The organism is Cytobacillus spongiae (genome assembly GCF_021390075.1).
In genome coordinates, this window is sequence record NZ_CP089997.1 from 941,538 (window position 1) to 964,489 (window position 22,952).

At 41.9% G+C, this 22,952-nt stretch carries 12 protein-coding genes, 23 tRNA genes, 3 rRNA genes and 1 riboswitch; of the genes, 35 read left to right on the forward strand and 3 right to left on the reverse strand.

Annotation, left to right across the window (positions count from 1 at the left end; translation table 11 throughout):
- The first annotated feature begins 14 nt into the window (after positions 1-14).
- The 33 genes from nrfD (at position 15) to LS684_RS05095 (ending at position 17,335) form a co-directional block, all read left to right on the forward strand.
- Positions 15-1,292 (forward strand): NrfD/PsrC family molybdoenzyme membrane anchor subunit, encoded by a 1,278-nt coding sequence (gene nrfD / locus LS684_RS04935; RefSeq protein WP_233810480.1) that lies wholly within the window; start codon positions 15-17, stop codon positions 1,290-1,292.
- Complete coding sequence (locus LS684_RS04940; protein WP_233810482.1) at positions 1,282-4,377, forward strand: molybdopterin-dependent oxidoreductase; 3,096 nt, start codon at positions 1,282-1,284, stop codon at positions 4,375-4,377. The genes nrfD and LS684_RS04940 overlap by 11 nt, the downstream gene beginning before the upstream one ends.
- A 21-nt stretch (positions 4,378-4,398) precedes the next feature.
- Positions 4,399-4,980: a molecular chaperone TorD family protein gene (locus LS684_RS04945; RefSeq protein ID WP_233810484.1), complete on the forward strand. Its 582-nt coding sequence runs from the start codon at positions 4,399-4,401 to the stop codon at positions 4,978-4,980.
- 273 nt (positions 4,981-5,253) lie between these two features.
- Entirely contained in the window at positions 5,254-5,964 is a 711-nt protein-coding gene (locus LS684_RS04950; protein WP_233810486.1) for a nucleotidyltransferase family protein, read from the forward strand.
- A gap of 550 nt (positions 5,965-6,514) precedes the next feature.
- Positions 6,515-8,065, forward strand: a 16S ribosomal RNA gene (locus LS684_RS04955).
- Positions 8,066-8,509: 444 nt separating this feature from the next.
- Positions 8,510-11,442 (forward strand): 23S ribosomal RNA (locus tag LS684_RS04960).
- Between the two features lie 180 nt (positions 11,443-11,622).
- Positions 11,623-11,739, forward strand: a 5S ribosomal RNA gene (gene rrf / locus LS684_RS04965).
- Together the 16S, 23S and 5S rRNA genes with 23 tRNA genes alongside form the textbook arrangement of a ribosomal RNA operon.
- A 10-nt stretch (positions 11,740-11,749) precedes the next feature.
- A tRNA-Glu gene (locus LS684_RS04970) sits at positions 11,750-11,824 on the forward strand.
- 9 nt (positions 11,825-11,833) lie between these two features.
- Positions 11,834-11,909, forward strand: a tRNA-Val gene (locus LS684_RS04975).
- 10 nt (positions 11,910-11,919) lie between these two features.
- Positions 11,920-11,995 (forward strand) — tRNA-Thr (locus tag LS684_RS04980).
- A 10-nt stretch (positions 11,996-12,005) separates the two neighbouring features.
- A tRNA-Lys gene (locus LS684_RS04985) sits at positions 12,006-12,081 on the forward strand.
- 10 nt (positions 12,082-12,091) lie between these two features.
- Positions 12,092-12,173 (forward strand) — tRNA-Leu (locus LS684_RS04990).
- Positions 12,174-12,185: 12 nt separating this feature from the next.
- A tRNA-Gly gene (locus tag LS684_RS04995) sits at positions 12,186-12,260 on the forward strand.
- 8 nt (positions 12,261-12,268) lie between these two features.
- Positions 12,269-12,354 (forward strand) — tRNA-Leu (locus LS684_RS05000).
- A 14-nt stretch (positions 12,355-12,368) separates the two neighbouring features.
- Positions 12,369-12,445: transfer RNA gene (locus LS684_RS05005), tRNA-Arg, on the forward strand.
- Between the two features lie 3 nt (positions 12,446-12,448).
- Positions 12,449-12,525: transfer RNA gene (locus LS684_RS05010), tRNA-Pro, on the forward strand.
- Positions 12,526-12,542: 17 nt separating this feature from the next.
- Positions 12,543-12,618: transfer RNA gene (locus LS684_RS05015), tRNA-Ala, on the forward strand.
- A 20-nt stretch (positions 12,619-12,638) separates the two neighbouring features.
- Positions 12,639-12,712: transfer RNA gene (locus LS684_RS05020), tRNA-Met, on the forward strand.
- A gap of 23 nt (positions 12,713-12,735) precedes the next feature.
- A tRNA-Ser gene (locus LS684_RS05025) sits at positions 12,736-12,828 on the forward strand.
- Between the two features lie 24 nt (positions 12,829-12,852).
- Positions 12,853-12,926 (forward strand) — tRNA-Met (locus LS684_RS05030).
- 3 nt (positions 12,927-12,929) lie between these two features.
- Positions 12,930-13,006, forward strand: a tRNA-Asp gene (locus LS684_RS05035).
- Between the two features lie 187 nt (positions 13,007-13,193).
- Positions 13,194-13,266 (forward strand) — tRNA-Phe (locus LS684_RS05040).
- An 11-nt stretch (positions 13,267-13,277) separates the two neighbouring features.
- A tRNA-Tyr gene (locus tag LS684_RS05045) sits at positions 13,278-13,361 on the forward strand.
- Positions 13,362-13,368: 7 nt separating this feature from the next.
- A tRNA-Trp gene (locus tag LS684_RS05050) sits at positions 13,369-13,442 on the forward strand.
- A gap of 22 nt (positions 13,443-13,464) precedes the next feature.
- Positions 13,465-13,540 (forward strand) — tRNA-His (locus LS684_RS05055).
- A 36-nt stretch (positions 13,541-13,576) separates the two neighbouring features.
- Positions 13,577-13,651, forward strand: a tRNA-Gln gene (locus LS684_RS05060).
- A gap of 4 nt (positions 13,652-13,655) precedes the next feature.
- Positions 13,656-13,729: transfer RNA gene (locus tag LS684_RS05065), tRNA-Cys, on the forward strand.
- A 12-nt stretch (positions 13,730-13,741) separates the two neighbouring features.
- Positions 13,742-13,815: transfer RNA gene (locus LS684_RS05070), tRNA-Gly, on the forward strand.
- A gap of 5 nt (positions 13,816-13,820) precedes the next feature.
- Positions 13,821-13,897 (forward strand) — tRNA-Ile (locus LS684_RS05075).
- A gap of 54 nt (positions 13,898-13,951) precedes the next feature.
- Positions 13,952-14,026, forward strand: a tRNA-Asn gene (locus tag LS684_RS05080).
- A gap of 339 nt (positions 14,027-14,365) precedes the next feature.
- On the forward strand, positions 14,366-14,770 hold the full coding sequence (locus LS684_RS05085) for a response regulator (protein ID WP_233810488.1): 405 nt from the start codon (positions 14,366-14,368) through the stop codon (positions 14,768-14,770).
- Entirely contained in the window at positions 14,763-15,689 is a 927-nt protein-coding gene (locus tag LS684_RS05090) for a cyclic di-GMP-binding domain-containing protein, MshE-related (protein WP_233810490.1), read from the forward strand. The genes LS684_RS05085 and LS684_RS05090 overlap by 8 nt, the downstream gene beginning before the upstream one ends.
- Positions 15,690-15,814: 125 nt before the next feature.
- Positions 15,815-15,916: riboswitch (purine riboswitch) on the forward strand.
- A gap of 123 nt (positions 15,917-16,039) precedes the next feature.
- Entirely contained in the window at positions 16,040-17,335 is a 1,296-nt protein-coding gene (locus LS684_RS05095; protein WP_233810492.1) for an NCS2 family permease, read from the forward strand.
- An 82-nt stretch (positions 17,336-17,417) separates the two neighbouring features.
- Here LS684_RS05095 and LS684_RS05100 read toward each other — a convergent pair whose 3' ends face one another.
- The 3 genes from LS684_RS05100 to LS684_RS05110 are packed head-to-tail and all read right to left on the reverse strand — an operon-like array spanning position 17,418 to position 20,230.
- The gene (locus LS684_RS05100; protein ID WP_233810494.1) at positions 17,418-18,113 is read right to left on the reverse strand and encodes an ABC transporter ATP-binding protein; all 696 of its coding nucleotides are present in this window, start codon (positions 18,111-18,113) and stop codon (positions 17,418-17,420) included.
- Between the two features lie 17 nt (positions 18,114-18,130).
- Positions 18,131-19,570: an ABC transporter permease gene (locus LS684_RS05105; protein WP_233810496.1), complete on the reverse strand. Its 1,440-nt coding sequence runs from the start codon at positions 19,568-19,570 to the stop codon at positions 18,131-18,133.
- 27 nt (positions 19,571-19,597) lie between these two features.
- Positions 19,598-20,230: a hypothetical protein gene (locus LS684_RS05110; RefSeq protein ID WP_233810498.1), complete on the reverse strand. Its 633-nt coding sequence runs from the start codon at positions 20,228-20,230 to the stop codon at positions 19,598-19,600.
- Positions 20,231-20,491: 261 nt separating this feature from the next.
- Here LS684_RS05110 and LS684_RS05115 point away from each other — a divergent pair, with 261 nt between their 5' ends.
- A complete protein-coding gene (locus tag LS684_RS05115) occupies positions 20,492-21,193 on the forward strand; it encodes a response regulator transcription factor (RefSeq protein ID WP_233810500.1) in 702 nt (233 codons plus the stop codon).
- Positions 21,183-22,589: a sensor histidine kinase gene (locus LS684_RS05120; protein WP_233811546.1), complete on the forward strand. Its 1,407-nt coding sequence runs from the start codon at positions 21,183-21,185 to the stop codon at positions 22,587-22,589. Before LS684_RS05115 ends, LS684_RS05120 begins: the two co-directional genes overlap by 11 nt.
- Positions 22,590-22,952 lie beyond the last annotated feature (363 nt).

The following is a 22,952-nucleotide window of genomic DNA, read 5'->3' on the forward strand; positions in this document are numbered from 1 at the left end:
GAGGGATGAAATACATGTCGAATTTAGCCTTACAGACCAAACAGCAACTTAAATCATCTTCGGTATTTAAAATTTGGATTTCCTTTCTGTTTGCTTCTTTTGCCGTAGGTGGGTATTTCATTATTGGCCGGTTTATGGATGGATTATCAGCTACTAACCTATCAAGTATTACGCCGTGGGGTGCATGGATAGCTTTCTACATCTTTTTTGTTGGGTTAAGTGCAGGCTCATTTTTATTATCCACATTAATTTATGTTTTTGGCATGGAAGAATATGAACGAATCGGTAAAGCAGCTCTATTTACTGCCATCGTCTGTATGATTGTCGCGTTAACCTTTGTCTTAATGGATCTTGGTCGACCAGAACGTTTATTTAACGCAATAATTTATTGGAATGTTACATCGGCACTCGCTTGGGAGGTCCACTTTTACCTTGTATATATAGCGCTTTTAACAGTAGAACTTTATATTGCTATGCGCGAGGATCTTGTCAGAATAGCAAAGACGAATACGGTAAAAGGAAAAGTAGCTAAATTGATTACATTTAAAAATGCAACAGTTAATGCTGCTACCAAAAAACGTGATCATATATGGATGAAAATATTAGGAACAATCGGTATCCCATTAGCGATTATTGGTGTTCATGGCGGTACTGGTACGATTTTTGCGTTAGTTAAAGCAAGACCAGCTTGGCACACCGCTATTTTTCCGATTATTTTCGTAGTTTCAGCAATGGTATCTGGCACCGCGCTACTGCTAGCCATGTATATTATTAAGAAAAAAGCAACTAAACAGCCTATTGATAAAGAAATGATCATGTCACTTTCAAAGCTAATGGTGGGTTTTCTAATCATTGACCTCGGTCTTCAATTTTATGAATATTTGACTGGCTGGTATGGCTTAGAAACAGAACATTTAGATACATTAGGAACGATGATGGCAAGTGGTTTTTCCTGGTCATTTTGGGGAGTACAAATGTTTATCGGAGCAGTCATCCCGATAACGATTGTTTTTTGGAAGCGAACAAACCAATCAGTGAATGCCTTGCTCTTTGCAGCTATTGCTATAGTCATTGGAATTATTGGGGTACGTTTTAATATCGTTGTTCCTCCATTAATTGTCCCTCTGTTCCATGAATTACCTTGGGGCAATTACTTCCCGTCATTTAACGAATGGATGGTAAGTGTAGGGGTGGTTGCTATGGGACTAATTATTTACACATTCGGAGAGAAGTTGCTACCGATAGAAGAGTCTGAAATGGATGTAAATGAGGTGAACAACAATGGAAGATAAAAAAATGAAGAGAAGAGGATTTCTAAAGGCGTTAGGTACACTTGGCGCAATTGCATTTGTAGGCCCTGCCTTTGTAGGTCCAGTCAAACAGGTAATGAGCGGAGTTTGGACAGATGAAGAGCATGGAGTAGGAAGTGATTATCAAGACTATTCAGCAGAAAATATAATTTTCACTTCATGTCAGCAATGTAATGCGACTTGTACAATAAAGGCGTATGTTGTGGGAGGTAGTGCGGGAGCCTATTCCTCGATCGTTCGAAAAATTGCTGGAAATCAATACAGTCCGATGAATATGATTCCATATGGCCATATCAATTATACAACGCCAGTGAAGGAAGCGGTAAAAGGGACCGGGGATATTGCGAAAGCGGGAAGAGGATTCCGCGGGGCAAGAACATGTCTTAAAGGACAAGCAGGAATTCAGACTGTATATGATACATTTCGTATTCAGAAACCACTTAAGCGTGTAGGGGAGCGTGGAAGTGGTGTTTGGAAAACCGTTACATGGGAAGAAGCATACAAAGAAATTTTGGAAGGAAGCAAAGAATTAGGGACACCCGGTTTAAAAAATATATGGGCATATGTCCCTGAAGAACAAGTAATGTCAGATTGGGAACAAGTTAAGGCAGGGAGGATGGAGAAGGTTGCATTTGATCAAAAGTATAAAGATGTATTAATTAATACAGATCATCCTGATTTTGGTCCGAAATCCAATCAAATTGCTGTAATGGCTGGCCATCGTCGTGAATTTATTGAAAGGTTAGCAGCAGGAAGCTTAGGTACTGCTAATTATTATGACCACGGAGGATATTGCGGTATTACTAGTGTTATGGGAAATGTTCGTTCCTATGATACCGAAAAAGCTAAGAAGCGGATGATTCCTGATTATGACAATGCTGAGTTCGTCCTTATTTGGGGAACAAATCCAATGGTAGCCAATAGAGGACCAACTACTTTTGCGCCACAAATTACGAATGCGATTGATCGAGGAATGAAGATGGTTGTAATCGATCCAAGGTATAGTAAGACGGCCGAAAAAGCACATCAATGGATTCCTGTAAAGCCAGGAGGAGATGGTGCATTAGCTCTTGGTATGGCAAGATGGATAATTGAAAACAACCGCTACGATGAAACATACTTAAGAAATCCGAATGAGAAAGCAGCAAATTTAGATGGTGAAACTACATGGAGCGACGCAACCTTCTTAGTAAATGTAGATGATAAAAAACGTCCTTTCTTAAGAGCGAAGGATTTAGGAATTGGAGAAGAAGAATATGTCGTTATAGAAGACGGAAACCCAATAACCCATTCGAATGCAACGAATGGAGAGCTTGAAGTAAATACGACCATAAATGGAATTAAGGTAAAATCCGTATTTACGATATTTAAAGAAAAAGTGATGGAAAAGACCCTTGAAGCGTATTCTGAATTATGTGATGTGACTGTTAATCAAATAATCCAACTAGCAAAGGAATTTACGTCACATGGTAAGAAGGTTGGAATCCACTCTTATCGGGGTCCAGCCATGCACACGAATGGGTACTACAACGTTAGAGCCATTAATATGCTGCTTCACTTAGTTGGAAGTCATGATTGGAAGGGCGGGGATACTGCGTTAGGTGCGAAATATAAAGCAACCGAGGGGCGATATGATCTAGCGACAATTCCAAATGCAAATAAAGGATGGGGAATTCCAGTCACCCGTCATAAAGTTCCTTATGAAAAGACATCCTTATTTGAAAAAGATGGTTATCCAGCTAAGCGACCGTGGTATCCATTTGGAAATAAATTAATCCAAGATGTCCTTCCTAGTTCAGCAGAAGGATATCCATATAAAATAAGAGCTCTACTTATTAATCGTACGTCACCTGTTATGGCAGGACCACGTTCGGAGATGCAAGAGAAATTTTTAAAGGACGGAAAAACAATCGAGCTTGTCGTTTCTTCAGATGTGATTATTGGGGAAACTACGAAGTTTGCAGACTTTGTATTGCCGGACCTAGCGTATTTGGAAAGTTGGAATGCAGAAGATATATTCCCCATCCTAAAGTACAAGTTTGCTGGAGTAATTCAGCCGGTTATACGAATTGTATCTGATGCAAAACCTACAGAGCAGGTATACATTGATCTCCTAAAAGAAATGGGTCTTCCAGGTGTAGGTGATCGAGCATTTGTTGATGGGTCGGCTTTGCATGAACCAGAAGATTATTATCTGAAACGAATTGCTAATATTGCTTTTGATGGCAAAAAACCAGTACCTGATGCAAATGCAGAGGAGCTAGCTATCTTTGAAAAAGCTAGAAAAAACGCATTAGGTAAATACTTTAATATGAATAAATTAAAACAGGCAGTAAAGCCTGAAGAATGGAAAAAGGTTGTCTATGTATTAAACCGTGGTGGTAGATTTGAACCGCTTGGAGATGAATATGAAGGGAATCAATTAAAATATCGATGGGGCAATCAAGTGTACTTTTACGATGAAAAAGCTGCCATGTTTAAAAGTGCGTATACTGGAAAATTCTTTGAAGGAGTCCCAGTGGCAGAGGAGATCAAAACCTACAATGGTGAAATATATAAGCCTAATAAGCCATTACAATTTATTAATTGGAAATCTAGAAATATGGCAACACATCGTACAGAAGGAGATCCATGGCTTCGAGAAATCCGCCCTGAGAACTACTTGTGGATGAATCCTCTAGATGCAAATTCAAAAGGGATTAACACGAATGATGAAGTTATTATTCTCTCAAACAATGCACAAGTTAAATCTAAAGTTCTTGTTACACCAGGGATAAAGCCGGGGGTTGTAGGAGCAAATTTCAGTTTCGGTCATTTTTCTTATGGGTCAAATGTTGAAAGAGTTGATGGAAAAACGATCAAGCCAGCAGACCCATATGGCCATCTGCCATTCGAGTTTAATAAGCCACTACATGAAGAGTCAGGCTATACGCCACCTCGTGGAAAAGGATTTTCCGTAAATACTTTAGCGGAAAAGGATGAAAGCTACTTTGAAGGGTTTCTAGCAGATCTACTAGTTGGCGGGCCAGCTCAACAGGATGTATATGTAGAAGTAAATAAGGCTTAATTAGATGGAGAGGTGATAAGAATGACTCAATTAAAACAAGAGCAACAAGGCAAGATGGCAATTGCAAATATTTTATCGAGTATATGGTTAGGGGAATGGAATCAATATGAGATTTTAATGAACCAGATACCCAAGGAGCTCCAAGACCAGCTTCCGTTTCACACATATTATGATAGAGAGCAAGTGGAGTTATGGTATGAGAATCATTTTTTTATCCCAGGGAAGTTTTTTATATCACCTTACCTTTCTTCCTATAAGGTGAATGAAGGGGAGGGTACAGAGTCTAGAAAGAAAGACTTACTTTGTTTAATCCAATTATATGAAAGCATGGGATTCTATTATCCGCTAGAAAATGACCGGTATCCAGACCACCTAGGGTGTATAACGTTATTTTTAAGTGCTCTTGTAAATGAACAATTGGAAAATGAAGAGAATTACAATGTTTTAGTAGACATAGAGCGAGAAATTGTTAAGAAACATATTCAACCAGTTCTTCAAATGGTAGTAACCGAAGGAAGTAATAAGCTTCATCATCCATTTTTAAGAGAGTTCCTTTTCTTCTATAAAGAAACGATCGAAGAGGACTGGGATATTTCTGCATAGAAAGGACTAAGAAACTGTATAACCTGCAGTTCAAAAGACTATAGATAAACTCTTAAAATTATGAGTTTGTTTATAGTTTTTTTATTTCATAGACAAAGTTATATAGAATATAACGGTTGCTTTACGAGAATGTAATTCTACCTAAGTCAGACAATGAGAATAAAGCGCTCCTCATTCACATCGGAAACGGTCTTAGATTCAAATGAGGAATATAAGGATCTCGTTCTAATACCCAAACGGAACGCATAGATGAATATGAAGGGAGTGAGTACAATGGAAGAGTCGATTATAGAGCTAGTCAATCAGTTTATAAAGCGATTTTATCCAAATGCATCAGTGGGTATGGTAGGTGGTAGCATCATTCATAATCAACAAAATCGAGAATCTGATATTGATCTATTAATCATTGATGAAACACAAGAGAGTCCTCATTTATCTTGTTATATATTCGAAGACAGAAAGATTGAAGCGTTCGTCTTTACTGAATCAGCTCTGTATTATCAATTTGAAACAGCTCGTTATACGGGAGTGCCTACAATTATAAAAATCTGTGCAGAAGGAATTATTGTAGAGGATACTGATGATTTAGGAGGAAAAGTGAAAAAAGAAGCGAAGTCTACCCTTATGAACGGAATGGCAATGTGGAGTAGTGAGGACTTTGCTAAGCTTAGATATAAGATAACAGATCAATTATACGATTTGAGAACTTGTAAAGATGAGGGAGAGCAACTTTTCATTGTCAATAACTTAATCGAAGGATTATCTGAATTAGTAATAAGAACAGATGGAAATTGGATGGGGATAGGAAAATGGAGAGCTAGATGCCTTAAAGAATCAAATGAAGAAGTCTACAATAAAATTGTTCAAAATGTAGATCAATTTTTTTCTAGTCATGACCATAAACGATTTTCTGAGTTTGTTGAAGAAATATTGTCCTATTATGGGGGAGAGCTATTTTCTAATCATAAGGAAATGTTATTCTAAAAATTTCAAAAAGAGCTTACGTCTTCAAAGCAAGAATATAAAGCAAAAGACATTGAAGAAAGGCTTCGATGTCTTTTGCCTGTTTCTGAGCTCTGCTAAACGATAGGGAGGACTTTCTCTTCTAATCGAAGAAAATGATTAATTTATATCGCATCTTACATACAGTATTTAGGTACAATAGCAATATATTCGCTCTATCCGGTTTGGACCATTTGTTGCCTATATAGTTGTTTTGCATCCTATGATAGAAATAATATTAAAATCTATATATAAATATATTGACTAAATAATACTAGTCGTGTAATATTAATTCCTGTCGCTGATAAAAAATAAAAGCGAAATTAGTTTTAAAAAAGGCTTTACAAACAGAAAATAATTATGTTAATATAGTTTTTGTCGCTGTTGAAGCGAAAGTGAACACAAAAAATATTGACATAATAATAGTGAAGATGTAGAATTTATTCTTGTGTCATATTGTTCTTTGAAAACTAAACGAACCATAACGTCAACGTTTTAAATTTGTTTTAACTATTGAGCTAATCAATACTCTTTAATGGAGAGTTTGATCCTGGCTCAGGACGAACGCTGGCGGCGTGCCTAATACATGCAAGTCGAGCGGATCTTTAAAAGCTTGCTTTTAAAGATTAGCGGCGGACGGGTGAGTAACACGTGGGCAACCTGCCTATAAGACTGGGATAACTCCGGGAAACCGGGGCTAATACCGGATAATGGCTCCTAACACATGTTAGGATTCTGAAAGATGGCTTCGGCTATCACTTATAGATGGGCCCGCGGCGCATTAGCTAGTTGGTGAGGTAACGGCTCACCAAGGCAACGATGCGTAGCCGACCTGAGAGGGTGATCGGCCACACTGGGACTGAGACACGGCCCAGACTCCTACGGGAGGCAGCAGTAGGGAATCTTCCGCAATGGACGAAAGTCTGACGGAGCAACGCCGCGTGAGTGATGAAGGTTTTCGGATCGTAAAACTCTGTTGTTAGGGAAGAACAAGTACCGTTCGAATAGGGCGGTACCTTGACGGTACCTAACCAGAAAGCCACGGCTAACTACGTGCCAGCAGCCGCGGTAATACGTAGGTGGCAAGCGTTGTCCGGAATTATTGGGCGTAAAGCGCGCGCAGGCGGTTCCTTAAGTCTGATGTGAAAGCCCACGGCTCAACCGTGGAGGGTCATTGGAAACTGGGGAACTTGAGTGCAGAAGAGGAGAGTGGAATTCCACGTGTAGCGGTGAAATGCGTAGAGATGTGGAGGAACACCAGTGGCGAAGGCGACTCTCTGGTCTGTAACTGACGCTGAGGCGCGAAAGCGTGGGGAGCGAACAGGATTAGATACCCTGGTAGTCCACGCCGTAAACGATGAGTGCTAAGTGTTAGAGGGTTTCCGCCCTTTAGTGCTGCAGCTAACGCATTAAGCACTCCGCCTGGGGAGTACGGTCGCAAGACTGAAACTCAAAGGAATTGACGGGGGCCCGCACAAGCGGTGGAGCATGTGGTTTAATTCGAAGCAACGCGAAGAACCTTACCAGGTCTTGACATCTCCTGACAACCCTAGAGATAGGGCGTTCCCCTTCGGGGGACAGGATGACAGGTGGTGCATGGTTGTCGTCAGCTCGTGTCGTGAGATGTTGGGTTAAGTCCCGCAACGAGCGCAACCCTTGATCTTAGTTGCCAGCATTCAGTTGGGCACTCTAAGGTGACTGCCGGTGACAAACCGGAGGAAGGTGGGGATGACGTCAAATCATCATGCCCCTTATGACCTGGGCTACACACGTGCTACAATGGATGGTACAAAGGGCTGCAAGACCGCGAGGTTTAGCCAATCCCATAAAACCATTCTCAGTTCGGATTGCAGGCTGCAACTCGCCTGCATGAAGCCGGAATCGCTAGTAATCGCGGATCAGCATGCCGCGGTGAATACGTTCCCGGGCCTTGTACACACCGCCCGTCACACCACGAGAGTTTGTAACACCCGAAGTCGGTGGGGTAACCTTTTGGAGCCAGCCGCCTAAGGTGGGACAGATGATTGGGGTGAAGTCGTAACAAGGTAGCCGTATCGGAAGGTGCGGCTGGATCACCTCCTTTCTAAGGATATTTACATGAAAGTTGACGCTTATGGTTCGTTTAGTTTTGAGAGAGCAATCTCTCTATAACAAACTCTCTTCTTATTATAGAAGAAAGTGAACTTGTTCCTTGAAAACTAGATAATGAAATATAGAAGAAACCAAATTGAAAGGCGTAGGCGACTGTTCAACTTCGACAGACGTTGGAGAGCTGACCATGCAAATCCTGTTTTTGGATTTGTGGGGGCGGATCGAAACGACCGAGAAGTTAGGAGCCGAAGCTAGACAATAAAGAATTACCGAGTAATCGCCAATCTTAAGATTTTCTCTAAACAAGAAATTAGAAGGTTTCAAGACGCGAGCAGGTCGAGGAAGCAACTGAGTGAGCACCGGAATGTACTTATGTACATGAGGAGCGGAGCGAAGGAAGCTGACGAAGAGATGCGATGTGTATTGAAAGCTTATAGGTTAAGTTAGAAAGGGCGCACGGTGAATGCCTTGGCACTAGGAGCCGATGAAGGACGGTACTAACACCGATATGCTTCGGGGAGCTGTAAGTAAGCTTTGATCCGGAGATTTCCGAATGGGGAAACCCTCTATCCGTAATGGGATGGAATCCTTATCTGAATACATAGGATATGGAAGGCAGACCCGGGGAACTGAAACATCTAAGTACCCGGAGGAAGAGAAAGCAAATGCGATTCCCTGAGTAGCGGCGAGCGAAACGGGATTAGCCCAAACCAAGAGGCTTGCCTCTTGGGGTTGTAGGACACTCTATACGGAGTTACAAAGGAACGGAGTAAACGAACAAGCCTGGAAAGGCTGGTCAGAGAAGGTAACAACCCTGTAGTTGAAACTTCGTTCCCTCTTGAGTGGATCCTGAGTACGGCGGGACACGTGAAATCCCGTCGGAAGCTGGGAGGACCATCTCCCAAGGCTAAATACTCCCTAGTGACCGATAGTGAACCAGTACCGTGAGGGAAAGGTGAAAAGCACCCCGGAAGGGGAGTGAAAAAGATCCTGAAACCGTGTGCCTACAAGTAGTTAGAGCCCGTTAATGGGTGATAGCGTGCCTTTTGTAGAATGAACCGGCGAGTTACGATTACATGCAAGGTTAAGTTGGATAGACGGAGCCGTAGCGAAAGCGAGTCTGAATAGGGCGAATGAGTATGTGGTCGTAGACCCGAAACCAGGTGATCTACCCATGTCCAGGGTGAAGTCCAGGTAACACTGGATGGAGGCCCGAACCCACGCACGTTGAAAAGTGCGGGGATGAGGTGTGGGTAGCGGAGAAATTCCAATCGAACTTGGAGATAGCTGGTTCTCTCCGAAATAGCTTTAGGGCTAGCCTCATGTAGTAAGAGTCTTGGAGGTAGAGCACTGTTTGGACTAGGGGCCCCCATCGGGTTACCGAATTCAGATAAACTCCGAATGCCAAAGACTTATCCATGGGAGTCAGACTGCGAGTGATAAGATCCGTAGTCGAAAGGGAAACAGCCCAGACCACCAGCTAAGGTCCCAAAGTATACGTTAAGTGGAAAAGGATGTGGAGTTGCTTAGACAACCAGGATGTTGGCTTAGAAGCAGCCACCATTTAAAGAGTGCGTAATAGCTCACTGGTCGAGTGACTCCGCGCCGAAAATGTACCGGGGCTAAACGTATCACCGAAGCTGTGGATTGACATCTACGATGTCAGTGGTAGGAGAGCGTTCTAAGGGCGTTGAAGCTAGACCGCAAGGACTGGTGGAGCGCTTAGAAGTGAGAATGCCGGTATGAGTAGCGAAAGATGGGTGAGAATCCCATCCACCGAATGCCTAAGGTTTCCTGAGGAAGGCTCGTCCGCTCAGGGTTAGTCGGGACCTAAGCCGAGGCTGAAAAGCGTAGGCGATGGACAACAGGTTGATATTCCTGTACCACCTCTTTTCCGTTTGAGCAATGGGGGGACGCAGGAGGATAGGGTAAGCGCGCTGTTGGATATGCGCGTCCAAGCAGTTAGGCCGGTAACGAGGCAAATCCCGTTACCATAAGGCGGAGCTGTGATGGCGAGGGAAATAAAGTACCGAAGTTCCTGATTCCACACTGCCAAGAAAAGCCTCTAGCGAGGAAAAAGGTGCCCGTACCGCAAACCGACACAGGTAGGCGAGGAGAGAATCCTAAGGTGAGCGAGAGAACTCTCGTTAAGGAACTCGGCAAAATGACCCCGTAACTTCGGGAGAAGGGGTGCTTTTTAGGGTGAATAGCCCTGAAAAGCCGCAGTGAATAGGCCCAGGCGACTGTTTAGCAAAAACACAGGTCTCTGCAAAGCCGCAAGGCGAAGTATAGGGGCTGACGCCTGCCCGGTGCTGGAAGGTTAAGAGGAGGGGTTAGCGTAAGCGAAGCTCTGAATCGAAGCCCCAGTAAACGGCGGCCGTAACTATAACGGTCCTAAGGTAGCGAAATTCCTTGTCGGGTAAGTTCCGACCCGCACGAAAGGCGTAACGATCTGGGCACTGTCTCAACGAGAGACTCGGTGAAATTATAGTACCTGTGAAGATGCAGGTTACCCGCGACAGGACGGAAAGACCCCGTGGAGCTTTACTGTAGCCTGATATTGAATTTTGGTACAGCTTGTACAGGATAGGTAGGAGCCTTGGAAGCCGGAGCGCCAGCTTCGGTGGAGGCATTGGTGGGATACTACCCTGGCTGTATTGAAATTCTAACCCACGCCCCTGATCGGGGCGGGAGACAGTGTCAGGTGGGCAGTTTGACTGGGGCGGTCGCCTCCTAAAGAGTAACGGAGGCGCCCAAAGGTTCCCTCAGAATGGTTGGAAATCATTCGTAGAGTGTAAAGGCACAAGGGAGCTTGACTGCGAGACCTACAAGTCGAGCAGGGACGAAAGTCGGGCTTAGTGATCCGGTGGTTCCGCATGGAAGGGCCATCGCTCAACGGATAAAAGCTACCCCGGGGATAACAGGCTTATCTCCCCCAAGAGTCCACATCGACGGGGAGGTTTGGCACCTCGATGTCGGCTCATCGCATCCTGGGGCTGTAGTCGGTCCCAAGGGTTGGGCTGTTCGCCCATTAAAGCGGTACGCGAGCTGGGTTCAGAACGTCGTGAGACAGTTCGGTCCCTATCCGTCGTGGGCGTAGGAAATTTGAGAGGAGCTGTCCTTAGTACGAGAGGACCGGGATGGACGCACCGCTGGTGTACCAGTTGTCTTGCCAAAGGCATCGCTGGGTAGCTATGTGCGGAAGGGATAAGTGCTGAAAGCATCTAAGCATGAAGCCCCCCTCAAGATGAGATTTCCCATAGCGCAAGCTAGTAAGATCCCTGAAAGATGATCAGGTTGATAGGTCAGAGGTGGAAGCATGGTGACATGTGGAGCTGACTGATACTAATCGATCGAGGACTTAACCAAATAAGAAAGCGAAGGCGACTGTACAACTTCGATAGAAGGTAGGAGCCGGAGCTGGATTAGTTATGAAAATGGCATTACCGTTATTCTTTCTTCTTCTATACATTATCTAGTTTTGAGGGAATGAACCTCTTGACAAAATATTATTGTTTTGTTAATATAATTTTTGTCGCTAATTTAAAGTCTAGTAATTATTGCGAGAAGGTCACACCCGTTCCCATGCCGAACACGGAAGTTAAGTTTCTCAGCGCCGATGGTAGTTAGGGGCTGTCCCCTTGTGAGAGTAGGACATTGCTAGACTTACTAAATTGGCCCGTTGGTCAAGCGGTTAAGACACCGCCCTTTCACGGCGGTAACACGGGTTCGAATCCCGTACGGGTCACCATTTTAATATGGAGGATTAGCTCAGCTGGGAGAGCACCTGCCTTACAAGCAGGGGGTCGGCGGTTCGATCCCGTCATCCTCCACCATATGTTTTATGCCGGTGTAGCTCAATTGGTAGAGCAACTGACTTGTAATCAGTAGGTTGGGGGTTCAAGTCCTCTCGCCGGCACCATTTTTTGAATGAGCCATTAGCTCAGTCGGTAGAGCATCTGACTTTTAATCAGAGGGTCGAAGGTTCGAGTCCTTCATGGCTCACCATTTAGAATATGCGGGTGTGGCGGAATTGGCAGACGCACCAGACTTAGGATCTGGCGCCGCAAGGCGTGGGGGTTCGACTCCCTTCACCCGCATTATTTATATATGCGGAAGTAGTTCAGTGGTAGAACACCACCTTGCCAAGGTGGGGGTCGCGGGTTCGAATCCCGTCTTCCGCTCCAAAGATAGTGCCGGGGTGGCGGAACTGGCAGACGCACAGGACTTAAAATCCTGCGGTAGGTGACTACCGTACCGGTTCGATTCCGGTCCTCGGCATCATTTTATAAAAAGCGCCCGTAGCTCAATTGGATAGAGCGTTTGACTACGGATCAAAAGGTTAGGGGTTCGACTCCTCTCGGGCGCGCCATTACGGGAAGTAGCTCAGCTTGGTAGAGCACTTGGTTTGGGACCAAGGGGTCGCAGGTTCGAATCCTGTCTTCCCGACCACTTCTTATAAATTCATTGGGGCCTTAGCTCAGCTGGGAGAGCGCCTGCCTTGCACGCAGGAGGTCAGCGGTTCGATCCCGCTAGGCTCCACCAATTATAATTTGATTCATCATGGCGGCGTAGCTCAGCTGGCTAGAGCGTACGGTTCATACCCGTGAGGTCGTGGGTTCGATTCCCTCCGCCGCTATTAACTTCATATTATAATTAAACGGAGGAATACCCAAGTTCGGCTGAAGGGATCGGTCTTGAAAACCGACAGGCGGGTTAAACCGCGCGGGGGTTCGAATCCCTCTTCCTCCTCCATATTTTTTATTACTATTATATTATCGCGGGGTGGAGCAGTCCGGTAGCTCGTCGGGCTCATAACCCGAAGGTCGCAGGTTCAAATCCTGTCCCCGCAATTTGGTCCGGTAGTTCAGTTGGTTAGAATGCCTGCCTGTCACGCAGGAGGTCGCGGGTTCGAGTCCCGTCCGGACCGCCATTTTTACGAAACAAGTAATACATTATTATATTTGCTCAGTAGCTCAGTCGGTAGAGCACGAATGAATAAGCTTCTTGAATAATCAACAGCGTACCGATTGAATGGCTTCATGAATAATCATTCTGAAATCGGGACGAAGGTTTGACTTTGACTCATTTTACGAAATAAGTATGTTAAAATATTATTTGGCTCAGTAGCTCAGTCGGTAGAGCAAAGGACTGAAAATCCTTGTGTCGGCGGTTCGATTCCGTCCTGAGCCACCTTTCATTATGGAGGGGTAGCGAAGTGGCTAAACGCGGCGGACTGTAAATCCGCTCCTTCGGGTTCGGCGGTTCGAATCCGTCCCCCTCCACCATTTACATAGGGGCATAGTTTAACGGTAGAACAGAGGTCTCCAAAACCTCCGGTGTGGGTTCGATTCCTACTGCCCCTGCCAATCAAACAAAGTATTTATCATGGCGGCTGTGGCGAAGTGGTTAACGCATCGGATTGTGGCTCCGACACTCGTGGGTTCGATTCCCATCAGTCGCCCCATTATTATTAAATAATTTAATATGTGATTATAAATAGTGGGCTATAGCCAAGCGGTAAGGCAACGGACTTTGACTCCGTCATGCGTAGGTTCGAATCCTGCTAGCCCAGCCAAAAGGGCGGCATAGCCAAGTGGTAAGGCAGAGGTCTGCAAAACCTTCACCACCGGTTCAAATCCGGTTGCCGCCTCCATTTAATTAATATGCGGGTGTAGTTTAATGGTAAAACCTCAGCCTTCCAAGCTGATGTCGTGGGTTCGATTCCCATCACCCGCTCCAATTAGGGGCCTATAGCTCAGCTGGTTAGAGCGCACGCCTGATAAGCGTGAGGTCGATGGTTCGAGTCCATTTAGGCCCACCATAATATACACTTGAATTTTTATGAATATACATGGTATTATATACATATTAACATTCCACAGTAGCTCAGTGGTAGAGCTATCGGCTGTTAACCGATCGGTCGCAGGTTCGAGTCCTGCCTGTGGAGCCAAACTATACATACAAGCTGGAGAGTAATTCTTCGGTTTTTTTTTGTGCTATTTATCAAATATATCCTAACTAAGAATATAGGTTATTTGCAAATGATAAAAAACACCTCTCCTCTAGAAACTCTGCTTTCTCACTTAATGGCGAATGCCAATAGTCATCATCACTCACTCTTCCTACTTCAGAATCTCTATGATCCACTCTAAAGCAACAATTTTACATCAAACATCTGAATGATTAATTATGTGTCAAGTTTATTAAGATAGTAAAAAAGTCGCATAAATGAAAAGGATTTCTGAAGTTTTTGTAGAAATAGGATAATGTTACAGTTCATTGTAGGGAGATGAGTAGCTTGGAAAATAATTTAATGGTATTAATATGTGATGATTCTGTTCTAATCCGGAAAAAGGTTAGAGCTAATTTAGAGAAATGTAAATGTGAAAATATATTAGAAGCAGAAAATGGGGAAGTAGCTGTAAAATTGACGAAGGAACATCATCCTGATCTTGTATTGATGGATATTGTCATGCCTGATAAAGATGGGATTGAAGCGTTAAAGGAGATTAAAGAATACGATGATCAAATTAAGGTAGTAATGGCATCTTCAGTCGGTACACAAGCCCATCTTAAAACGGCACTTGAGCATGGTGCGTTTGACTTTATTCAAAAGCCAATAACCTTAGAGGCAATTACGAATATTATTGAAAAAGTTTTGGTTGAGAAAAAAGGGGGGAATGTTGGTGTTTAGTCAGTTTTTTGGTAACTACTTATTAAATTCAGGCTATATTACTTCTGAACAGTTAAGTGAAGCATTGGCATTCGCTCAATCTACACATGTTAAATTTGGAATCATTGCAGTTGATGAGGGGTTTATGACAGGTGTACAAGCCGAAGAAGTTCATGAAAAGCAAAAGCAGATGGACAAACGCTTTGGTGAAATAGCGATAGAGCTTGGCTATTTAACAGATGAGCAAGTAGAGAAAATGCTGAGCGCGCAAAAGCAAAATCATTTGCTACTTGCCCAAGCATTAGTGGATAAATGCTTTATGAGCTTTGAGGAGTTCTCTCAAGCATTGGTAAGTTATAAAAAAGAACATAGCTTATCTGATGAAAGATTTGAGGAAATTAAAAAAGGAAATATTGATGCATTGGTTGAGAGTATTCTTCCAGTTGATGAGAAGGATAAAAAGGACTTTTTTGTTGACTATATTTCGTTATTCGCGAAAAATATGATTCGTTTTATAGATGATCAAATTCACTTAGAAATTAGCAAAGTAGAAGGTCAGTTGGAGGCAGATTGGTTGGTTAACCAAGTTATTACTGGGCCAACCCCACTGTTCACAGCTATTCTTACTGATGAGTCTAGCTTTCTAAAAATCGCTTCTGTTTATGCAGAGGAAGAATTACATGAAGTGGATGAGCTTGCGCAAGCTTCAGTTAGTGAGTTTCTAAATTTACATAATGGAATTTTCTTAGTCAATCAATCGAACAAAGGGAATGAGCTGAATATGACTCCACAGCACGTTACAAAATCTTCAATAGTTGACGGTATGGAGTCTGGGCATCTTGTAACCGTCTATTCGTCGTATGGCAGGCTTCAAGTACTATTATCTGAACACCCTGAGACAATTGATGTTCTTGAAAAGGATATAAGTCAAATGGTCTAAAGGATAGGAGCTCCCCCGTAATAGGGGGAGCTCCGTTCTTTTCCTCGAAATATTTCTTATAATAAGAAAAATGTTAATTTACTTTCAAATTGACGGTGTAATAGCAGTTTGATAGAATTATCAACATTATAGAATGAACATACCCTTGTATATGTTTAGGGATAGGGCCTAAACGTTTCTACCGAGCTGCCGTAAATAGCTTGACTACAGGGAAGAATACTTGATTGAAAGTTTAGTATTTTCCCTTAATCATTTTCGGTAGCTTCGCGTACATACGCGAAGCTTTTTTCTGTTTGGTTCTATATATTTGAATCATATTTTATATTAATTCAATAAGGAGGCAACAACAGGTGTCAACGTATTTTCAGTTTGATTTACGTGGTACTACCTATAAGCAAGAAACGATTGCTGGGTTTACCACCTTTTTATCGATGGCATATATATTAATTGTCAACCCCATCATTTTAAGTGAGGCCGGAATGGAACGAGGAGCAGTCTTTACAGCGACAGCACTCTCAGCTATTATTGGTTCTTTGTTAATTGGATTACTCGCCAATTATCCAATTGGAATTGCACCGAGTATGGGGTTGAATTCATTTTTTACCTTTTCAGTATGTATTGGAATGGGGATTCCTTGGCAAACTGCACTTACCGGTGTGTTTGTATCGGGGATTTTGTTTGTCATCCTTAGCTTGCTAAAGATTCGTGAGAAAATTATTAATGTCATCCCAAAAGACCTCAAGCATGCTATTGCTGCAGGGATAGGGTTCTTTATCGCATTTATTGGCTTAAAAAATGCAGGATTAATAATTGGAAATGAAGCAACCTTTGTCTCCATAGGTGATCTTAAATCAACTACGACTTTACTAGCTGTATTTTGTTTTGTACTAACGGTTGTATTAATCGTTAGAGGTGTAAAGGGAGCTATTTTTTACGGAATGGTTATTTCTACGATTATTGGAATGCTAGTTGGAATCATTGATAAACCAACAAGTGTAATAGGAAGAATACCAAGCTTAGAACCAACCTTTGGAGAAGTGTTTCTTCATTTAGATCAAATACTAACACCGCAGATGCTTGCTGTTATTTTTACCTTTTTGTTTGTTGCTTTTTTTGACACGGCTGGTGCTCTTATTGCAATTGCAAGTCAAGCAGGCTTAATGAAGAATAACGAGATTCCTAATGCGGGGAAAGCTCTGTTAGCAGATTCAGCCTCTACAGTAGTTGGTGCCGTTCTTGGTACCTCAACGACTGCATCAATGATTGAATCTAGCTCTGGTATTGCTGCGGGTGGAAGAACGGGATTTACTTCTATCATTATTTCCGGGTGTTTTGCCATTGCATTATTCTTCTCTCCACTGCTTTCAGTCGTTACGGCAGAGGTTACTTCACCAGCATTGATAATTGTTGGGGCATTAATGGCGATGGAAGTGAAGCATATTGATTGGAGTAAGCTAGAGATTGTCATTCCAGCTTTTGTAACCATCCTTATGATGCCACTGACATTTAGTGTGGCAACAGGAATTGCATTAGGGTTCATTCTTTATCCGTTAACAATGTTGGCGTTAAAGAAGCCGAATGAAGTACATCCAATAATGTACGCACTAAGTATTGCGTTTATGGGATATTTTGTCTACCTAGCGTAAAGCATTGTATCGAAGAATACGAAAAAAGCTTGGTGTCGAAGCCAAGCTTTTTTGTGTGAATTCAATTTCGGCAATAATAAAACTATACAAATTCTGGTTGTTTCTTATACTGGACAGTAAAGCTTCCTTTTGATAATTTGACAATTACGTCAGATGCATTTGCAATTTGTTGGTCATGTGTGACCATTATTACGCATTTGTTTTCATGGTGTGCGATATGTTGGAAAAGTCGAACAATCTCTTTAGCTGTGTCTTCATCCAAATTACCGGTAGGTTCATCTGCGACAATAAGATTAGAATTGCAGCAGAGAGCTCTTGCGATAGATACCCTTTGTTGCTGTCCACCACTTAACGTCAGGACTTTTTGTTTGGCTTTGTCTTCTGTGATTCCTACTCTTTGTAGCATTTTTAATGCATGTGTTTTCTTATTCGAAACAGGTGACTTGGTAATTTCCATAGCGGTTACAATATTTTGTAAGGCTGTCATATAGGGAAGTAGATTGTAAGATTGAAAGACAATCGATACAAATTGATTACGAAAATTAGTTAACCCAATCTTTTGAATATTCTTTCCCTCATATAAAATGTCGCCGGACTTAGGTAGATCTAATGCGCTAGCTAAAGATAGAAACGTTGTCTTGCCAGAACCTGATGGTCCTGTAACCGTATAGAAAAGACCTTTTTCAAATGCGATATTTATATCTTTAAGGATTGGTTGTTGTTTCCCTTCATGTGTGTACCAGTAAGAAATATCTTTGAATTCTAATAGGTTGCTCATATTTTTCCCTCCAATGATTAATCCTGCTTGGATAAAATGGTTTTCGGTTGCATTCGCAAAATGGATAGGGAAGGGAGTAATGTAGAAAGAACAGCAATTAACAATCCAATTAATGCGAGCATTGAAAGATCCTCGTTCGTGACTTGAATATTCAGTTCATCAATCGGATCGACCTGTAGAACTTGATTTTGACCACCGAACATAGGCATTCTTTGTTTAAATGCGGCAGGATCAATTTCTGCTTCTGAATCTATCAGCTGCTGCTGAAGTAGCTGATCTCCTACCTTTGTTGCAACAAAGTCACCACTAATGCTTGAAAGTCCAAGAGCTAGTATCGCAATAACAAGTATCTCTGCTAAAAATTGACCGACTAGTTTCCATCGCTTCTCACCAATCGCCATTAACACACCCATTTCATATTTCCGCTCCCGGATGCTCATCATCACAATAAGTCCAAGAATCATAGCACCAGTAACTGTCACTAAAATCACTACATTTGATGAAAAGGAGGCAACATGTTCAATTGGTCCCATCATTTGCTGAAATAATTGATCATTTTTGTCAAGCATATACGTATCTAAGTCGATTAAACCTGTTTCCTTTGCTAACTCTACGAAGGAATCGATATTGACAGGGTCATCGATAAAATAGACCGCACTATCAATCGTCCCGTCTGTTTTATCGCGTTTAAATGGAGTTAACGAAGAATAGGGAACATATAGCTTGTTATATGGGTTTAATGTAGCAAAATCTCTTCCTTGCTGAGTGTTATCTGCAGAAACGGTTGTTTCATACAATCCAACAATCTCATATTCCATTAGATCTTCTGCTGTTGTTGACTGAAGGCTAACCCTATCTCCAATTGAAAGGTCATTTTCCTCTGCTAATGTAATTTCCATTAATAGGAAGTTTTGGCCCGCGTCCATATTTGATAGGTGACGACCCTCAACAAGGGTAGATTGCTCTTCCCTAAACTCTGAAACCGCATCGGTGAACATAACTCCCTGCATAGACACATCGCCCATCATTTTTCCAGGCATCATCTCCATTTGTCCACCTTTGTCTTCAGCAGTTGAGGTAGACGTATCTTCTGATTCTTCACTTTCTATCGGGGCGAAATTGGCTGCGATGGCCGTTGCATTTGCATAAAAGTTATATCCCTTAATATGTTCTAAAGTGAGAAGTTCTGAGGCTACTTCTTCAGAGACAGAAACAGGCTGAAATTTTGCTCTTCCACCAGCTCCTTGCTGCTGCTCCATTAGTTTAGTCATATCAGCTTGAAGGGTAACTTCTCCTCCAAGCTGAGTTCTTGCTAGTTCACTAGACTTAGTTGCTGCTGTTTGAATGGTCAATCCCGATAAAACGAGGATACAAATAACAGTAAATACAAAAAGCTGAAGTAAACTTTTACCGGCCCGAGCCTTCACACTTATCATTGCACGCTTTAAAAAATTCAAGCCCCTCTCCCTTTCTCCAAAACAATGTTAATTTGTTATGTCTGTCTTTATCTCTTCACGAAGCTTTTTCATTTCTTCATGGAATTGGGTATGGTCAATTCCTTGTTCGCTCATCTGCTCTTTAAAAGTAGTCCCTTCGTTATGAAGCTTTAGTATTTCATCTAGATCGGAGTTACTTAGCGTAGAAAGAACAGCAGCTACCATAAGCTCTTTTAGCTTCATGTCATCGTTTAAATAATTACTCAATTCTTCTTGATTTGTATTTGTATATTCAGCTAACTTAAGAAGAATTTCATCCATATTCTCCTCTACGAAAGCAAGCTTTTTCTTTTTCTTTCCCAAATGATTTAGCTCTACGTTATAATGATTGGCAGTATCCACCCATGATGAGTTATTCTCCTTGTAGTAAGCTAGTACTTCATCTACCGACTTTTCTGCTCTTTTTGCAAGGTGAGCTCCCTTGAATATTTCTTTTTTTGTGTACCCCTTTTCTTCTAACTCCTTTACCTTTTCGGCATTAACTAGCTTTTCTTTCCATTCTCTCTTTTCTGCCATACTGTCTTTCGGTTTGTCTTCTGCAGCATACACGTCCTTCAGTCCTGTTCCTGTAAATAAAACACCTAAAGCTAAAGCAGATACCACCAAAATGTTTTTCTTCATGTGAATTTACACTCCTTTTTTTGGGGGCTCTATAATAAGAAGTAGTTGCTTTCTTTAACCAAGGCAAGCTATTCCCTGTTCATAGAGCCTTACGTTTTAATTTTTGCTACAAACATAGCTTATCCTTAAAATATGAACAAAAATGTACGAATCCTGGTAGGAAGGGTGAAATGTATGGAACAAAAATAGATACATATTGCATTCGTTAGGACAATTCGTTTTAATTTAAGAAAAGAAGCTTCGGGATTGAGAGGGATATAGATGAAGATTTTAGTCATTGAAGATAATGAGAGTGTTTGTTCGATGCTAGAGATGTTTTTTTCCAAAGAAGGATATGAAGGTGTATTTATCCATAACGGTATAGAGGGATTTGAGCGCTTTAATAAAGAAAAGTGGGATTTAATTATTGTAGATTGGATGCTTCCTGGAATGGAAGGTGTAACCTTGTGTAGGAAAATTCGCGAGCTTAGCAGCGTTCCCATCATTATGTTGACGGCAAAGGATAGCGAATCTGATCAGGTGCTTGGACTGGAGATGGGAGCAGATGATTATGTAACGAAACCGTTTAGCCCGCTTACACTTATGGCTCGAATAAAAGCTGTTACAAGGCGTTTTCAGCCAGTAGCAGATCAAGATTCTGAACAGGATTTTGTTCGTAGTGAATTTTTTAAAGTGAGTAAAGAGAAACGGGAAGCCTATTATATGGAAAGTCTTATAACAAATTTGACTCCTAAAGAGTTTGATTTATTGTATTATTTTGTGAAAAACCCCCGCCAAGTGTTTTCAAGAGAGCAGTTATTAGACAGGGTTTGGGGGTATCAGTTTTATGGAGACGAACGAACAGTTGACGTTCATATTAAAAGGTTGCGCAAGAAGGTGGGTACAGCTTCACAACCATTTATTCACACGGTATGGGGAATAGGGTATAAGTTCGATGAGTCGGTTAATGCAGATGAAGAATAAATATTTCTATAAGCTTCTTGTCAGTCATATTAGTATCGTCATTACGGCATTTCTTATTTTAAGTTTACTTTTTTCACAGCTGGTTCAAAACTTTATTTTTCAAAATAAAGTCGAAGAACTAGGGGCATTTGGAAAGCAAATTCTAGAAGAATTAACGATTCGCTTTGAAGGTGATGAGAAATTTCTTCGCGAATATAGCAAGTTACTCGATGCAAGAAAGATTAATTACTTTCTTTTTGATAAAGATGGTAGGGTCGTCTATCCGAAGTTACCTAGAACAGCCCTCATTAGCTTAACAGAAGAGGAGTGGGGACAACTGTCAGATGGGAAAATGGTTTCAGTCAAGCAGGACCTAAAAAGATTTGAAACAGAGGTAACACTAGTGGCGCTTCCTTATATGCAAGATCAGACGATGACAGGTGGAGTGCTTCTCGTTTCTCCAATTAGTGGGGCAGTAGAAATTATTGGAAAGCTTAATAAGTTGTTAGTTTATACAATTATTATTTCACTAACGGCTTCGATTTTAATAAGTGGGTTTTTATCAAAGAGTTTGGTCAGAAGAATTAAACTGCTTCGAAATGCTACATCAATGATTTCATTCGGAAACTACAAAGTCCATATACAGGAAAAGGGTGCCGACGAAATTGATTATCTTGCAAAGGATTTTAATGAAATGGCTGTACGTTTACAAGCATCGAGTGAGCAAATTGAGAGTCTCGAAAATCGAAGACGTAAGTTTATTGCCGATGTATCCCATGAGATGAGAACACCTTTAACAACGATAAGTGGCTTAGTAGAGGGGATTCGAAATGACCTTATTCCGAATGAAGAAAAGGAGAAAGGAATGGATCTTATTGATCGGGAAACAAAGCGGTTGATTAGATTAGTAAATGAGAATTTGGATTATGAAAGAATACGATCAAATCAGGTGAAATTGAACAAGGAAGAGATTGATTTGCAAGATGCCTTTGAAATTGTCCAAGAGCAATTAGCTCAGCAAGCAATTGAAAAGAACAATCAACTCATTGTAGAGGTGGAGGAAGGTCTTAATGTCTTTGCAGATTATGACCGGCTGACTCAAATCCTTATCAATATTGTCAAAAACAGTATCCAATTTACTGATAATGGCGTTGTTCGCATGAGAGGGAAGCGAGGCTATAAAGAGACCATCATTGAAATAGAAGATTCAGGTATAGGCATGGCTCCAGAAGAAGTTGAAAACATTTGGGTTCGATTTTATAAAGCTGATTTGTCACGTACAAGCAATAAGTTTGGAGAGTTCGGTCTGGGGCTATCCATCGTAAAGCAGCTAGTACAGTTACATCAAGGAGAGATCCAAGTGACAAGTAGTGAGAATACGGGAACAAGGTTTATGATTCGTCTTCCCAATAAGTAAGGCTTGAAAGAAGAGGAACCTTTTTCGCTGTAATTTTCGTTATTTTTATTTTCCTCCTCGACATAGGCTGATTTCCGCTGCTTGCTTTCCAGGGGGCGTTCGCCAAGCCTCCTCAGCATTCGCTTGCGGGGTCTTGGCTGTACCGCTAATCCCCGAGAAGTAAAGCGCCTTCCGCTCCAATCACTAGTATGACTCAGTGAATTTGAGAAGAAAAATATCCTTAAATGGTTAACTGAATGAAAAAGGCAACCAGCGGACTCATCCCTATAGTTATAATTGAAAATGAATTGGAGGTGAAAGGGTGATTTCCGCTACAAATGCATACTTTCCGGGGACGCTCTTCATCCTATTGTTGCACTTGTC